The organism is Acidocella sp., assembly GCF_027352905.1.
Taxonomy (GTDB): domain Bacteria; phylum Pseudomonadota; class Alphaproteobacteria; order Acetobacterales; family Acetobacteraceae; genus Acidocella.
Map to the genome: position 1 here is coordinate 1 of NZ_DAIEIF010000024.1, position 14,109 is coordinate 14,109.

Annotated in this window: 12 protein-coding genes; 7 read left to right on the top strand and 5 right to left on the bottom strand. The window is 70.8% G+C overall.

What is annotated here, in order from left to right:
* The coding region (locus M7H45_RS03585; RefSeq protein ID WP_298214781.1) for an SDR family NAD(P)-dependent oxidoreductase at nucleotides 1-775 on the top strand (775 nt) is incomplete at its 5' end.
* Here M7H45_RS03585 and M7H45_RS03590 read toward each other — a convergent pair.
* Nucleotides 728-1,477: a carboxylesterase gene (locus M7H45_RS03590; protein ID WP_298214783.1), complete on the bottom strand. Its 750-nt coding sequence runs from the start codon at nucleotides 1,475-1,477 to the stop codon at nucleotides 728-730. The genes M7H45_RS03585 and M7H45_RS03590 overlap by 48 nt on opposite strands.
* Before the next feature lie 35 nt (nucleotides 1,478-1,512).
* On the opposite strand from M7H45_RS03590, the gene M7H45_RS03595 reads away from it, so the two are divergent.
* Genes M7H45_RS03595 through M7H45_RS03610 form a run of 4 tightly spaced genes read left to right on the top strand, consistent with a single transcriptional unit; the run spans nucleotide 1,513 to nucleotide 6,157 of the window.
* Entirely contained in the window at nucleotides 1,513-2,649 is a 1,137-nt protein-coding gene (locus M7H45_RS03595) for a glycosyltransferase family 4 protein (protein ID WP_298214785.1), read from the top strand.
* On the top strand, nucleotides 2,646-3,530 hold the full coding sequence (locus tag M7H45_RS03600) for a glycosyltransferase family 9 protein (protein WP_408832412.1): 885 nt from the start codon (nucleotides 2,646-2,648) through the stop codon (nucleotides 3,528-3,530). Before M7H45_RS03595 ends, M7H45_RS03600 begins: the two co-directional genes overlap by 4 nt.
* A 57-nt stretch (nucleotides 3,531-3,587) precedes the next feature.
* Nucleotides 3,588-5,513, top strand: a complete 1,926-nt coding sequence (gene thrS, locus M7H45_RS03605) for a threonine--tRNA ligase (protein ID WP_298214789.1) — start codon at nucleotides 3,588-3,590, stop codon at nucleotides 5,511-5,513.
* Nucleotides 5,510-6,157: an MBL fold metallo-hydrolase gene (locus tag M7H45_RS03610; protein WP_298214791.1), complete on the top strand. Its 648-nt coding sequence runs from the start codon at nucleotides 5,510-5,512 to the stop codon at nucleotides 6,155-6,157. The genes thrS and M7H45_RS03610 overlap by 4 nt, the downstream gene beginning before the upstream one ends.
* Here M7H45_RS03610 and M7H45_RS03615 read toward each other — a convergent pair whose 3' ends face one another.
* From M7H45_RS03615 to M7H45_RS03630, 4 genes are read right to left on the bottom strand one after another with little or no spacing between them, the layout of a single operon-like run.
* On the bottom strand, nucleotides 6,158-6,871 hold the full coding sequence (locus M7H45_RS03615; protein WP_298214793.1) for a metallophosphoesterase: 714 nt from the start codon (nucleotides 6,869-6,871) through the stop codon (nucleotides 6,158-6,160).
* A 6-nt stretch (nucleotides 6,872-6,877) separates the two neighbouring features.
* The gene (locus tag M7H45_RS03620) at nucleotides 6,878-8,320 is read right to left on the bottom strand and encodes a deoxyribodipyrimidine photo-lyase (RefSeq protein WP_298214795.1); all 1,443 of its coding nucleotides are present in this window, start codon (nucleotides 8,318-8,320) and stop codon (nucleotides 6,878-6,880) included.
* Nucleotides 8,317-9,012 (bottom strand): ligase-associated DNA damage response endonuclease PdeM, encoded by a 696-nt coding sequence (pdeM, locus tag M7H45_RS03625; protein ID WP_298214797.1) that lies wholly within the window; start codon nucleotides 9,010-9,012, stop codon nucleotides 8,317-8,319. The genes M7H45_RS03620 and pdeM overlap by 4 nt, the downstream gene beginning before the upstream one ends.
* Nucleotides 9,009-11,474: a ligase-associated DNA damage response DEXH box helicase gene (locus tag M7H45_RS03630; RefSeq protein WP_298214827.1), complete on the bottom strand. Its 2,466-nt coding sequence runs from the start codon at nucleotides 11,472-11,474 to the stop codon at nucleotides 9,009-9,011. Before M7H45_RS03630 ends, pdeM begins: the two co-directional genes overlap by 4 nt.
* Before the next feature lie 55 nt (nucleotides 11,475-11,529).
* Between M7H45_RS03630 and M7H45_RS03635 the strand changes: the two genes are divergently transcribed.
* Nucleotides 11,530-12,549: a ligase-associated DNA damage response exonuclease gene (locus tag M7H45_RS03635; protein ID WP_298214799.1), complete on the top strand. Its 1,020-nt coding sequence runs from the start codon at nucleotides 11,530-11,532 to the stop codon at nucleotides 12,547-12,549.
* Nucleotides 12,546-14,108, top strand: coding sequence for a cisplatin damage response ATP-dependent DNA ligase (locus M7H45_RS03640; protein WP_298214801.1), 1,563 nt, complete (start codon nucleotides 12,546-12,548; stop codon nucleotides 14,106-14,108). The genes M7H45_RS03635 and M7H45_RS03640 overlap by 4 nt, the downstream gene beginning before the upstream one ends.
* The last annotated feature ends 1 nt before the right edge of the window (nucleotide 14,109 follow it).

Here is a 14,109-nt window from a genome sequence, read left to right on the forward strand (position 1 = left end):
CTGGCGCGTCAGCGCCACCACCCGCGGCGCGGCGCCGCCGGAGCGTGGCGTCGGCCTCATCCCCTTCGCCGGGGCGGCGCCCGCCCTCGCCTCGGCCAGCCACATCCTCGCCACAGCCGCGCCGGATGAGGCGGGCGACCCGGTGCTGGCCTGCTACCGGGCGGAGCTGCTGGCCGCGCCCGCGCGCTGGCTCGGCTATCTCTCCACCACCGGGGTGTATGGCGATGCCGGGGGCGGCTGGGTGGATGAGGACACGCCCCCCAATCCCGGCCTCGCCCGCGCCCTCCGCCGCCGCGCCGCCGAGCAAGGCTGGGCGGCGCTGGGCCGCCCGCTCGCCATCTTCCGCCTCGCCGGCATTTACGGCCCCGGCCGCTCCCCCTTCGCGGAGCTGCGGGCCGGGCGGGCGCGGTCCATCGTCAGGCCCGGCCAGGTCTTTGGCCGCATCCATCGCGACGACATCGCCCAGGCCGTGCTCGCCGCTCTCGGCCAGAACGCCACCGGCGTGTTCAACCTCGCGGATGACGAGCCCGCCACCCCCGCGGCCGTCCTGGGCGAGGCGGCCCGCCTGCTCGGCCTGCCGGCCCCGCCCTCCTTCCCCTTTGCGGCGGCCGCGCCCGCCATGTCCCCCATGGCGCTCAGCTTCTGGGCGGAAAACCGCAAGGTTTCCTCCGCCAAAACCAAATCCCGTCTCGGCCTGGCCTGGCGCTACCCCAGCTACCGGGAGGGCCTAGCCGCCACCCTCGCCGAGGAGCTGGGCCAAAGCGGTTTCGAGTAGCTGGAGATCCGCCGGGGCGGAGAGCCGGTGATCGCCCTCCTTGATATAGGTGAGATGCACGTCCGGGCTGGCGAGCCGCTCCACCAGCACCAGGCTGCGCCGCCAGGGCACGGCGCTATCCCGCATGCCGTGGAGAATCCGCACCGGGCAGGTGATGGCGATGTCCTTTTCCAGCACCAGGCAACCGGCGCTGCGCTCGATCAGCGCGCGCGAGAAGGGCAGGGGGTCGCCATATTCCGAGGGTTGATAAATCACGCCCTTTTCCTCCAGCTCCGCCCGCTGCGCCGGGCTCAGCCCCTCGCGCAGCAGCCACAGGGTGAAATCCGGCGCCGGGGCCACCAGCGCCAGCCCGCGCAGCCGCGCCCCCAGCCTTTGCCCCAGCAGCAGGGCGATCCAGCCGCCCATGGAGGAGCCCACCAGCACCACCTCCCGCCCCGGCGCGGCCTGTTCGAGGATAAAGGCGGCGTCCTGTGCCCAATCCCCCACGCCGTTCTCGGTGAACACGCCGCCCGAGGCCCCATGTCCGGCATAGTCGAAGCGCAGCATCGCTTGCCCCCGCGCCCGGCACCAGGCCGCCAGGGCCAGCGCCTTGGTCCCCGCCATGTCGGAGGCGTAGCCGGGGCAGAACATCACCACCGGCCCCGCCCCGTCGAGAAATTCGTAAGCCAGCTTGATGCCCGGCAGGCGTGAAACAAACATCATGGTCAATTCTCCTCATCCCTGGTAGCGGCGCAGCCATGATCGACCGGCCCCGAACGATTCTCCAGGTGCTGCCCCGGCTGGATGCGGGCGGGGCGGAGCGTGTCGCCATAGAAATCGCGGCGGCCGCGCGCCGGGCCGGGCACCGCGCCCTCATCGCCGCCGGGCCGGGCCGCCTGGCTCCCCTGGCCGCGCGCGCCGGGGCGGAGGTGATCCCGCTCGACCTTTCCCAAAAAAATCCTTTATCCATATGGCGCAACACCAAAAAGCTCACCAAACTCATCAAACGCGAGCAAGTGGATCTCATCCACGCCCATTCCCGCGCCCCGGCCTGGGCCGCCCATGGCGCCGCCCGCCGCGCCGGCATTCCCTTCGTCACCACCTATCACGGGGTTTACGGCGAGGCCACGCGGCTCAAGAAACGCTATAATCACATCATGGCGCGCGGGGCGCGGGTGGCGGCGGTGAGTGTCTTCATCTCCGACCTCATCAAAACGCGCTACAACATTGATCCTGAAATAATCCGCCTCATCCCCAACGGGGTCGACACCGCCATATTCGACCCCGCCGCCGTGCGCGGCGACCGCGCCGCCCGCCTTGCCCGCGCCTGGCGGATCGAGGAAGGCCAGCCCACCATCCTCCTTCCCGCCCGGCTCACCGGCTGGAAGGGCCAGCGTCTGTTCATCCGCGCCCTGGCGCGGCTGCGCCACCAGGAGGCGGTCGGCATTCTCATCGGCGGGGATCAGGGGCGCCACGCTTATACCCGGGAGCTGCTGGCGCTGGCCGCGCAGCTCGGCGTCGGCGGGCGGCTGCGCATCGCCGGGCATGTGGATGACATGCCCGCGGCGCTGATGCTCGCGGATGTGGTGGTGAATTGCTCGACCGAGCCCGAGGCCTTCGGGCGCACCATCATCGAGGCCCAGGCCATGGCCCGCATCGTCATCGCCGCCGGCCATGGCGGCGCCCAGGAGACGATCGAGCCGGGGGTGAGCGGCTTTCTCATCCCGCCCCATGACGAGACGGCGCTCGCCAGCGCGCTGGACGCGGTGCTGGAGGCCGGCGCGGCCCCGCGCGTCGCCTTCGGCCAGCGGGCGCGGGCGGCGGTGGCGGCGCGCTTCTCCCTGGAGGCGATGCAGGCGGGCTATCTCGGGCTTTATGGGGAATTGCTGGGCTGATGCGCGTGCTGGTCATCCGCCATGGCGCGTTTGGCGATATCGTTCTCAGCTTTCCCGCCTTCGCCGCCATCCGCGCCCGCCATGCCCGCGATGAGATCACCCTGCTCACCACCGCGCCCTATGCCCCGCTGCTGCGCGCCAGCCCCTGGTTCGATCGGGTGGAGACCGACGCCAAGCCCGGCTGGTGGAACCTGCCCGGCCTGCTCCGCCTGCGCCGCCAGCTTGCCGGATTCGGCATGGTCTATGATTTGCAAACCTCGGGCCGCTCCAGCCGCTATTTCGCCCTGGCCGGGCGGCCGCCCTGGTCCGGCATCGCCAGGGGCTGCCGGTTCCCGGATGCCGCCAACCGCGCCAGCCTGCACACGCGCGAGCGGCTGGAGCAGCAATTGCGCCTGGCCGGCATCCCGGCGCCGCTCCCCCGGCCGGATCTCTCCTGGCTGCGGGGCGATACCGGCCATCTCGGCCTGCCCGGCCGCTACGCCGTGTTCATCCCCGGCGCCGCCCCCCACCGGCCAGAGAAGCGCCTGCCTGCCGGCACCTTCCGCGCGGTTGCGGCGGCGCTGGGCATGCCGGTGGTGGTGGCGGGCACGGCGGCGGAGACGCCGCTGGCGCGCGTCATCGGCGGGCTCGACGCGACGGGTAAAACCGATATCTTTCAGCTTGCCTCGTTGCTGCGCGGCGCGGCCTTCGCGCTGGGCAACGATACCGGCCCCATGCACCTCGCCGCCGCGCTCGGCGTGCCCTGCGTCTCGCTCTTCTCCGCCGCCTCCAACCCGGCCCGCACCGCGCCGCGCTACCCGGATGGCGGCTGGCCGGTCATCCTGCGCGCCCCCAGCTTGCGGGAGCTGCCGGTTGCGCGAATATTGGCCAGCCTGCCATAAGGCCCGCCAGTTTCACGCCACGCCACGCAACACCACGCAAACGCAAAGAGAGAGCTCATGCCCGCAATCACCCTGCCCGACGGTTCCGTCCGCTCCTTCCCGGGCGCGGTGACGGGCGCCGAGATCGCGGCGGCGATCGGGCCGGGGCTGGCGCGCGCCGCCCTCGCCATGGAGGTGGATGGGGTGGCGATGGACCTCTCGCGCGAGATCACCGCCGATGCCCGGCTGCGCTTCATCACCCGCAAGGACGAGGCGGCGCTGGAGCTGATCCGCCACGACGCCGCCCATGTGCTGGCCGAGGCGGTGCAGGAGCTTTACCCCGGCACCCAGGTAACGATCGGCCCCGCCATCGAAAACGGTTTCTATTACGATTTCTACCGCAACGAGCCGTTCCGCCCGGATGACCTCCCCGCCATCGAGGCGAAGATGCGCGAAATCATCGCCCGTGACGCCAAATTCGTCCGCGAGGTGTGGGAGCGCGAGGAGGCGATCGAATTCTTCGAGGCGCAGGGGGAGCGCTTCAAGGCCGAGCTGATCCGCGACCTGCCGGCGGGCGAGACCATCACCATCTACCGCCAGGGGGAGTGGCTCGATCTCTGCCGCGGCCCGCACATGCGCAGCACGGGCGATATCGGCAATGGCTTCAAGCTGATGAAGACCGCCGGGGCCTATTGGCGCGGCGATGCCAGGAACCCGATGCTCTCGCGCATCTACGGCACCGCCTGGCGCGATAATAAGGAGCTGGAGGCCTATCTCCACCAGCTTGAGGAGGCCGAGCGCCGTGACCACCGCAAGATCGGCAAGGCCATGGATCTCTTCCACATCCAGGAGGAGGCGGTCGGCTCGATCTTCTGGCACCCCAAGGGCTGGAAGCTCTATCGCAATGTGGAAGCCTATATCCGCCGCCGCCAGGAGGCGGGCGGGTATGAGGAGGTGCGCACCCCCCAGCTGGTGGACCGCAGGCTCTGGGAGCTCTCAGGCCATTGGGAGAAATACCGCAAGAACATGTTCATCGCCGAGGTGGCCGAGGAGGACACCATGCTGGCGCTGAAGCCGATGAACTGCCCCTTCCATGTGCAGATCTTCAAGCAGGGGCTGCGCTCCTACCGGGAATTGCCGATGCGCATGGCCGAATTCGGCGCCTGCCATCGCTACGAACCCTCCGGCGCGTTGCACGGCATCATGCGCGTGCGCGCCTTCACGCAGGACGACGCCCATATCTTCTGCACCGAGGATCAGATCGCCGCGGAGACGGTGCGGTTCGTCGCCCTGCTGGAGCGCGTCTATAAGGATTTCGGCTTCGAGAGCTTCACGGTCAAATTCTCAGACCGGCCGGAGATCCGCGCTGGCTCCGACGAGGTATGGGACCGGGCGGAGGCGGCGCTCAAATCCGCTTGCGAGAAGGCCGGTGTCAGCTACACCCTCAACCCCGGCGAGGGCGCCTTCTACGGCCCGAAGCTGGAATTCGTATTGCGCGACGCCATCGGGCGGGACTGGCAATGCGGCACCATCCAGGTGGATTTCGTTCTGCCCGAGCGGCTGGACGCGGAATACGTCACCCCGGAATCGGGCCGCGCCCGCCCGGTCATGCTCCACCGCGCCATCATCGGCTCCTTCGAGCGCTTCATCGGCATCCTCATCGAGAATTACGCCGGGCGCTTCCCGCTCTGGCTGGCGCCGGTGCAGGCGGTGGTCGCCACCATCGTCTCGGACGCGGATGGCTACGCCGCCGAGGTGGCGCAGGCCCTCAGCGCCGCCGGGCTGGCGGTGGAGCTGGACGTCTCCAACCAGAAAATCCAGGCCAAGATCCGCGAGCATTCCCTGGCGCATGTGCCCAACATCCGCGTCGTCGGCCGCAAGGAGGCCGAGACGGGCCAGGTGGCCTTGCGCCGGCTGGGCGGCGCCAGCCAGGAGATGCATTCCCTCGCCGGGGCGGTGGCGCTATTGAAGGCGGAAGCCACGCCACCGGATCTGCGCCCATGACCTCCACCAATTTCAAAGTCGGCATCGTCCCCGTCACCCCCTTCCAGCAGAATTGCGCCCTGGTCTGGGATGAGACCACCCGCCAGGCCGCGGTCATCGACCCGGGCGGGGACGTGCCGCTGATCCGCGGCCAGATCGAGCGGCTGGAGCTCGACGTCACCGGCATCTTCCTCACCCATGGCCATTTCGACCATGCGGGCGGGGCGGCGGAGCTGGCGGCGGCGCTCGGCATCCCCATCCAGGGCCCCGGCATCGGGGATGAGTTCCTGCTCGGCGATCTGGAGGGGCAGGGGAGGAAATTCGGCATTCCCGCGCAAAACTGCGTGCCCGATGCCTGGCTCTCCCATGGCGACGAGATCACCCTGGGCGGCGAGACCTTCGCGGTTCGCCATTGCCCCGGCCACACGCCCGGCCACATGGTCTTCCTCAGCCGGGCGCTGAATTTCGGCATCGTCGGCGATGTGCTGTTCCGCGGCTCGGTCGGCCGCACGGATTTTCCCGGCTATGGCGACCACGAACAGCTCATCGCCGCCATAAAGCGCGAATTGCTGGTGCTGCCGGATGATTTCAGCTTCATCTGCGGCCATGGCCCCGGCTCCACCATCGGCGCCGAGCGCCGGACCAACCCCTTCCTGCAGGGTTGATCAACCCGCCGCGGGGGGCGGCAGATCCACCCAGGAGAGATGCCCGCCCTTGCCCGCGCCGGTATCCATGAACATCGCCGTGCCGCCCTGGCGGCCATGGCGGATATAGGGCCGTCCATCGAGTGAGCGCTGGTCATGCCCGACATAGACGGTCATGCCGGCGGGAATGTCGTCCACCCAGCGCAGGATACGCTCCGGCTTGCCCGCCCCCGTCACCCGCCCCGTGGTCTGGCCATAGAGGGCGCGCGCCCAGAGCGGGTTCGGCCTGCCGGCGGGGAAGGGGCCGGGCGGCTGCTCCAGCATGCCCGGATGAAACGCGCCGTGGACGAAAAACAGCGCCCCGGCATGGAGCCACACCGGCGCGGCCAGTATCTCCGCCAGGGTGCGCTCGCGCAGATCCTCCGGCAATTGCGCCAGGGTGCGGGCGGTCGGCTCGCCGCGCATGCGGTCGCCGCGCAGCGCCCGCGCCAGCTTGTAATCATGGTTGCCGAGCAGAAACAGCCCGCGCTTCTCATCCAGCAGGCGGAACATGATGCGCAGCGCCCCCGGCGTGTCCGGCCCGTCATCCACCAGGTCGCCGAGCTGGATCACGAAATGCTCCGTCGCCGCCGCCGCCGCGAAGGCCCGGGAATCGCCATGCACATCCCCCACGATGCGAAGCGGCTTGTCCGGGGGGATCAATCCCGTCTTGGTCATCTCGTCCGGCGCAGGCATGGCCGGTCAGAGATGGGCTGGCCCGGCCCGGCTGGCAAGGGTATCCGCCCCCGCGCCCCGGCCCAGCCCGGCATAGGCCGCCAGCGCCGCCCGCCGCCCCGCCTCCGGCGTCACCAGCGGGGGCGGGTAATCGCGGCCCAGCCGTAGCCCGGCCGCCTCCAGCGCTGCCTCCGGCGCCTCCCAGGGGGCGTGCAGATAGGCGTCGGGCAGCCGCGCCAGCTCCGGCACGAAGCGGCGCACATAGGCCCCGTCCGGGTCGAATTTCCGTCCCTGCAATACCGGGTTGAAAACGCGGAAATACGGCGCGGCGTCCGCGCCGCACCCCGCCACCCATTGCCAGGAGGCCCCGTTCGCCGCCCAATCCGCATCGCACAGCGTGTCCCAGAACCACGCCTCGCCCGCCTGCCAGGGGATCAGCAGGTGCTGGACCAGGTAGGAGGCGCAGATCATCCGCGCCCGGTTGTGCATCCAGCCGGTCTGCCAGAGTTCCCGCATCCCGGCATCGACAATGGGTATGCCCGTGCGCCCCCGCCGCCAGGCGGCGAGCGCGGCGGGCGCCTCCACCCAGGGAAAGGCGGCGAATTCGGCGCGGATCGGCCGCGTCCGCAAATCCGGGTGATGCCAGAGCAGGTTCAGCGAGAATTCCCGCCAGAGCAATTCCTTGAGAAAAACCCGGACGCCCTGGCCATCCCCGGCCGTCCGCGCCCGGTGCCAGAGCGCCCAGGGCGAGATCTCGCCGAAATGCGCATGGGGGGAGAGGCGGGAGGTGCCGGGGCGGCCCGGCGCATCCCGCGCCGCCGCGTAATCATCCACCGGCCCGGCGAGAAACGCGCGCAGCCGCGCCCAGGCCCCAGCCTCGCCGGGCGTCCAGGCGGCGCGCAGCCCGCCCGCCCAATCCGGGGCGCTGGGCAGCAATCGCCATTCCGCCAGCGCCTCGCTCTCGGCCCGCGCGCCATCGAGCCGGGCGGGGGCGGGCAGGGCGGGGGCCGGCACGCCCGCCTCCCGGCAGGCCTTGGCGAAGGGGGTGAAGACGCTGAAGGGCCGCCCTGCCTTGCTGAGAATCCGCTCCGGCGGGAATAAGGCGGTGGAATGGTGGCGGTGCAGCCCGCAGCCCAGCGGGCGCAGCGCCGCGTCCAGCGCCCGGTCCGTCTCGCGCCAATGCGGCTCGTAAGCGCGGGCGCAATGCACGGCTCCCAGCCCATGCGCGCGCGCCAGCCCGGTGATGATCTCCACCGCATCGCCCCGGCGCAGGGTAAGAGCGCCGCCCCGCGCGGCGATCCCGCCCGCCAGCGCGGTTAGCGAATGATGCAGCCACCAGCGGCTGGCCGCGCCCGCCTGTTCATCGAGAATATAGAGCAGCAGCAGCGGCTCGCCGCTGGCCGCCGCCGCGTGCAAGGCGGGGTTGTCGGCGAGGCGCAGATCGTTGCGGAACCAGACGAGCCGGGTCACGCCACTTCCGGCAGGCGTCCCAATTGCTCCAGGGCGAAGGAATAGAGCTGGTCCTGGCCGAGCAGGAACACGCGCAGCCCGCGCGGAAACAGCCGGGCGATCGGAGGCTCCCGCACGTCCAGCCCGCCGGTGAGGCTGCCGAAGGCGGGCAGGATCAGCCGGTTGGGTCCGGCGACGAAACACGGGCGGGAGATCCGCTTGGCGCGGGATTCGATGCTCGCCTTGGGGTGGAAATGCCCGGAAATCTCGATCTCGCGCGGCCCCAGCTCCAGCCGCGCCTCGTGCCGGAAGGTGAACGGCCCCTCCCGGTGCTCGGCCACGCATTGGCCGGGCAGGTCATGCGGCGCGGCGTCGTGATTGCCCGCCACCCAGATGAATTGCGCCTCGCGGCCCAGCGCCTCGATCCGCGCCCGGTCCTCGCGCGCCAGCCGCGCCGGCCCCCCGGCGTCGTGGAAGGAATCGCCCAGCGCCAGCAGCCGCGCCGGGCGGTAGAGGCGCAGCAGCCGGGTCAGCCGCTCCAGCGTCGCGCGGGTGTCGTAGGGCGGCAGCAGCGCCCCCCGCGCCGCGTGGGCGGTGCCGGTCTCAAGGTGGAGATCCGCCACCATCAGCACGCGCCGGGCGGGCCAGAAGGCGGCGCCGGAAGGGTCCAGCATCAGCCGTTCGTTGCGGAAATGGAGGGGGGCGGCGGTCATGGCGGCTGAAAAAGCATATTCGGCGCCGCCGGGCCATGGTTAAAATCAGATCCCTGGCCTTCTTCCGCCGCCGCCTCGGCGGCCAGCGCCCTGGCCTCCTCCAGCAGCGCCTCCTCGGCCTCGCCCTCCACCCGCTCGCGGCCGATATCCAGCAGCACCGGCACCGCCAGCGGCGAGACGCGGGAGAGCGCCATATGGGTGATGCGCCCGCGCGCCCGGCGCAGCAGGGCGGCGATGCGGGCGAGGTCGATCAGCCCGTGCGCCGCGTCCGCCCGGGTGGCGCGCAGCAGCACATGGTCCGGCTGGTGCTTGCGCAGCACGTCGTAGATCAGGTCGGAATTCACCGTCACCTGGCGGCGGCTGCGCTCCGCCCCCGGTAATTGGCGGGGAATCAGCCCGGCCACCACCGCCACCTGCCGGAAGGTCCGGCGCAGGAGCGAGCTGGTTTCCATCCATTCCTCCAGATCGTCGCCCAGCATGTCCTCGCGCAGCAATTCGGCGATCCGCTCCGGACGGCGGGCGGACCAGATGGCGAGCACGTAATCGCTGGCCACGAAGCCGAGCGGCGCCTGCCCGGCCCGCTCCATCCGCCGGGTCAGCAGCAGGCCGAGCGTCTGGTGGGCGTTGCGCCCCTCGAAGGCGTAGACCACCAGGTACCAGCGCCCCTCGCGCGGGAAGCTCTCCACCAGCAGCCCGTCCGGCCCCGGCAGGCGGGAGCGGCGGCGCTGCAAATCCAGCCATTCCTGCACCTGCGCGGGAAAGGCGCCCCAGCGGGACGGGTCGTGCAGCATCGCCCGCACCCGCGCCGCGAGATTGGTGGTGAGCGGCATGCGCGCTCCGGCATAGGCGGGCACTTTCGGCTCGCGCCCCGGCGCCTCCACCACCTCCGCCACCGTCTCGCGCAGGCGCAGGAAGCGCAGCACCCGCCCGGCGAAGATGAAGCTGTCGCCGGGGGTGAGCTGATTGACGAAATATTCCTCCACCTCGCCCAGATGCGCCCCCGCCCCGCCGCGCCGCCCGGCCAGGCGCAGGCGGATCATGGGCGCCTCGACGATGGTGCCGATATTGAACCGGAATTGCCGCGCCACCCTCTCATTGGCGGGGTGCACATAGCCCTGCGAATCGCGGAACAGGCGGCGGTAGCGCTCATAGCCCGCCAGCGCGTAGCCGCCATCCTCGACGAAACGCAGCACGTCGTCGAAATCCCGCCGGGAGAGTTCCGCATAGGGCGCGGCGGCGGTCACCTCGCGGTAGAGATCATCGGGCCGGAAGGGGGCGGCCACCGCCATGCCGAGCATATGCTGGGCGAGCACGTCGAGCCCGCCGGGGCGCGGCGGGTCGCCATCCAGCGCCTTTTCCCGCACCCCCTCGATGGCCGCCTCGCATTCCAGCACCTCGAAGCGGTTGGCAGGCACGAGAATGGCGCGGGAGGGCTCGTCCAGCCGGTGATTGGCCCGGCCCAGCCTTTGCAGCAGGCGCGAGACGCCCTTGGGCGCGCCGATCTGCAACACCTGGTCCACCCCGCCCCAATCGATGCCGAGATCGAGCGAGGAGGTGGCGATGACCGCGCGCAGCCGCCCCGCCGCCATCGCCGCCTCCACCTTGCGGCGCTGGGCGATGTCGAGGCTGCCGTGATGGATGGCGATGGGCAGATTATCCTCGTTGAGCTTCCAGATGGCCGCGAACAGCAATTCCGCCTGGGCGCGGGTGTTGACGAAGACGATGCTCATCCCCGCCTGGGCCAATCTCTCCAGCACCAGCCCGGCGGCGCGCAGCCCCATATGGCCGGACCAGGGGATATCCGCCTCGGGCAGGGCGAGGCGGACCTCCGGCGGCGCGCCATCCTCGGCGCGGATCAGCCGGGCCGCCGGACCCACATAACGGCGCAGCGCCTCCGGATGCGCCACGGTGGCGGAAAGCCCCGCCACCCGGGTGGCGGAGAGCGTCCGCAGCCGGGCCAGGCAGAGGGCGAGCTGGTCGCCGCGCTTGGTTCCGGCCAGGGCGTGGATTTCATCCACCACCACGGCGGCGAGGGAGGCGAAATAGGCCCCGGCATTCTCCTGCGAGAGCAGCAGCAGCAGCGATTCCGGGGTGGTGAGCAGGATATGGGGCGGCGCCTGCCGCTGGCGGGCGCGGCGGTTGGCGGGGGTGTCGCCGCTGCGGGTCTCGATGCCGATCTCCAGCCCCATCTCCGCCGCCGGGGCTTGTAGATTGCGCGCGATATCGGTGCCGAGCGCCTTGAGCGGGCTGACATAAAGCGTGTGCAGCCCGGGCGAGGGGCGCGCGGACAGGGCGATGAGGCTGGGGAGAAACCCGGCCAGGGTCTTCCCCGCCCCGGTGGGGGCGATGAGCAGCGCGTCCGCTCCCGCCGCCGCCGCCGTCAGCATCGCCGCCTGATGCGGACGCAAGCGCCAGCCCTTGGCGGCGAACCAGTTCTGGAAAAGAGGTGGCAAGGCCGCCATGCCGCACCATATGGTGTTTTCATGCTTTGTTCCATAGCGCCGTTCCGCCACGCTGATGCCGCCCCACCCCGCTAGCTGGCTCAAGCCCACCCCCTCCGGGCTGTATTGCCTGCCGGGGGATTTTTACATCGACCCGCTGCGGCAGGTGCCGCGCGCCATCATCACCCATGGCCATTCCGACCATGCCCGTCCCGGCCATGCCCAGGTTCTCGCCACGCCGGAGACCCTCGCCATCATGCGCGCCCGGATGGGGGAGCGCGCCGGGGCCAGCCTGCAGCCCTTGCCCTACGGCGAGACGCTGGAGGTGGGCGGCGTGCGGGTGAGGCTGGTGCCCGCCGGGCACGTGCTGGGCTCCGCCCAGGTGGTGATGGAGCATCAGGGCGCGCGCGCCGTCGTCTCCGGCGATTACAAGCGCCAGCCGGACCCGACCTGCCCGCCCTTCGAGCCGGTGCGCTGCGATGTTTTCGTCACCGAGGCGACCTTCGGCCTGCCGGTGTTCCGCCACCCGGAGCCGGAGGGGGAGATCGCCAAACTGCTTCAGTCCCACGCGCTGTTTCCCGGGCGGACGCATGTGGTCGGCGCCTACGCGCTGGGCAAGGCGCAGCGGCTCATCGCCTGTTTGCGCCGCCAGGGCTATGACGCGCCGATTTATCTGCACGGGGCGCACGCCAATCTCTGCGCGGTCTATGAGCGGCTGGGGGTCGGGCTGGGGGCGCTGCGCCCGGCCACGGCGGCGCAGAAGGCGGAGCTGAAAGGGGCGCTGGTGCTGGCGCCGCCCTCGGCGGTGGGGGAGCGCTGGGGGCGGCGGCTGGAAGACCCGGTGGTTGCCCAGGCCTCCGGCTGGATGCGCATCCGCCAGCGCGCCAAGGCGGCGGGGGTGGAATTGCCGCTGATCATCTCCGACCACGCCGATTGGGACGGGCTGCTCGCCACCATCCGCGAGACCCAGGCGCCGGAGATCTGGGTGACGCACGGGGCGGAGGAGGCGCTGATCCGCGCCTGCGCCCTCATGCAGATCCGCGCCCGGGCGCTCTCGCTGATCGGCTATGGCGACGAGGACGGCGAGGAGGCATGAAGCCCTTCGCCGAATTGCTGGAGCGGCTGCTCTTCGCCCCCGGCCGCAACACCAAAATTTCCCTGCTGCGCGCCTATTTCAGCGCCCGGCCGGACCCGGAGCGCGGCTACGCCCTCGCCGCCATCGCCGGGGCGCTGGATTTCCCCGGCGCCAAGGCGGCGGCGCTGAAACAATTAGCCATGGCGAACGTTGACGCCGAATTGTTCGATTTGTCTTATGATTTCGTCGGCGATCTCGCCGAGACCATCGCCTTGATCTGGCCCGCCCAGGGCGATGACCCGCCGGCGCTGCCGGAGGTGATCGAACGCCTCCGCGCCGCGCCGCGCCCCGCCATCCCGGCGCTGATCGAGGGCTGGCTCAACCGCTCCGATCCTTCCACCCGCCTCGCCCTCGTCAAGCTGCTCACCGGCGGGTTGCGGGTGGGGGCCTCGCTGCGGCTGGCCAAGCTCGCTTTGGCGGAGATGGGCGGGGTGGAGGTGCATGAGATCGAGGAGGTCTGGCACGGCCTGGCCCCGCCCTATGAGGATTTATTCGCCTGGCTGGAGGGCCGGGCGGCGCGCCCGGCGGCGGGGGCGGCGCCGGTGTTCCGCCCGGTGATGCTGGCCCATCCCATCGAGCCGGAGGATATGGGCCGGATCGACTGGCGGGAATTCCGCGCCGAACAGAAATATGACGGCATCCGGGTGCAGATCGTCGCCGGGCCGCAGGGACGGCGGCTCTATTCCCGCGCCGCCGAGGATATTTCCGCCGCCTTTCCGGAGATTTTGGAGGCGGCCGCGTTCGACGCCGTGCTGGATGGCGAGCTGCTGGTGATGCGGGAGGGCAGGATCGCCCCTTTTGGCGATTTGCAGCAGCGGCTCAACCGCAAGAGCGCCAGCCCGGCGCTGCGGGCCGGATTTCCCGCCGGGATCATGCTCTATGACCTTCTCTTCGAGGCGGGGGAGGATCTGCGGCCGCTCCCCTTCGATGCGCGGCGCGCCCGGCTGGAGGCCTGGTTCGCCCGCGCCCGGCCCGCGCGCATGCAATTATCGCCGCTGATCCCCTTTGCCTCGGCCGAGGAGCTGGCCGCCCTGCGCGAGGGCGCGCGGGAGGCGGAAAGCGAGGGGCTGATGCTCAAGCGCGGCGACGCGCCCTATCTCGCGGGCCGCCCCAAGGGGTTATGGTGGAAATGGAAGCGGGCGCCGCTGAGCCTGGACGCGGTGCTGATGTACGCCCAGCGCGGCCATGGCAAGCGCTCCTCCTTTTACTCCGATTACACCTTCGGCGTGTGGAGCGAAGCGGGAGAGCTGGTGCCGGTGGCCAAGGCCTATTCAGGCTATAGCGACGAGGAGCTGAACTTCATCGACCGCTGGATCCGCAACCATACCACCAACCGTTTTGGCCCGGTGCGGGAGGTGGAAAAGACGCTGGTCTTCGAGCTGGGCTTCGACGGGGCGCAGACCTCCACCCGGCATAAATCGGGCGTGGCGCTGCGCTTTCCCCGCGTGTTGCGGCTGCGGCTGGACAAGCCGGCCAGCGAGGCCGACCGGCTGGAGAGCGTGCGGCGGCTGATCCGTTAGC

Coding starts and splice junctions, on each gene's coding strand:
- M7H45_RS03615 (WP_298214793.1), bottom strand. CDS start 6,871: ATGCCTGCGCCGGACGAGATGACCAAGACGGGATTGATCCCCCCGGAC.
- M7H45_RS03630 (WP_298214827.1), bottom strand. CDS start 11,474: ATGGCGGCCTTGCCACCTCTTTTCCAGAACTGGTTCGCCGCCAAGGGC.
- pdeM (WP_298214797.1), bottom strand. CDS start 9,012: ATGACCGCCGCCCCCCTCCATTTCCGCAACGAACGGCTGATGCTGGAC.
- M7H45_RS03640 (WP_298214801.1), top strand. CDS start 12,546: ATGAAGCCCTTCGCCGAATTGCTGGAGCGGCTGCTCTTCGCCCCCGGC.
- thrS (WP_298214789.1), top strand. CDS start 3,588: ATGCCCGCAATCACCCTGCCCGACGGTTCCGTCCGCTCCTTCCCGGGC.
- M7H45_RS03610 (WP_298214791.1), top strand. CDS start 5,510: ATGACCTCCACCAATTTCAAAGTCGGCATCGTCCCCGTCACCCCCTTC.
- M7H45_RS03635 (WP_298214799.1), top strand. CDS start 11,530: ATGCCGCCCCACCCCGCTAGCTGGCTCAAGCCCACCCCCTCCGGGCTG.
- M7H45_RS03595 (WP_298214785.1), top strand. CDS start 1,513: ATGATCGACCGGCCCCGAACGATTCTCCAGGTGCTGCCCCGGCTGGAT.
- M7H45_RS03590 (WP_298214783.1), bottom strand. CDS start 1,477: ATGATGTTTGTTTCACGCCTGCCGGGCATCAAGCTGGCTTACGAATTT.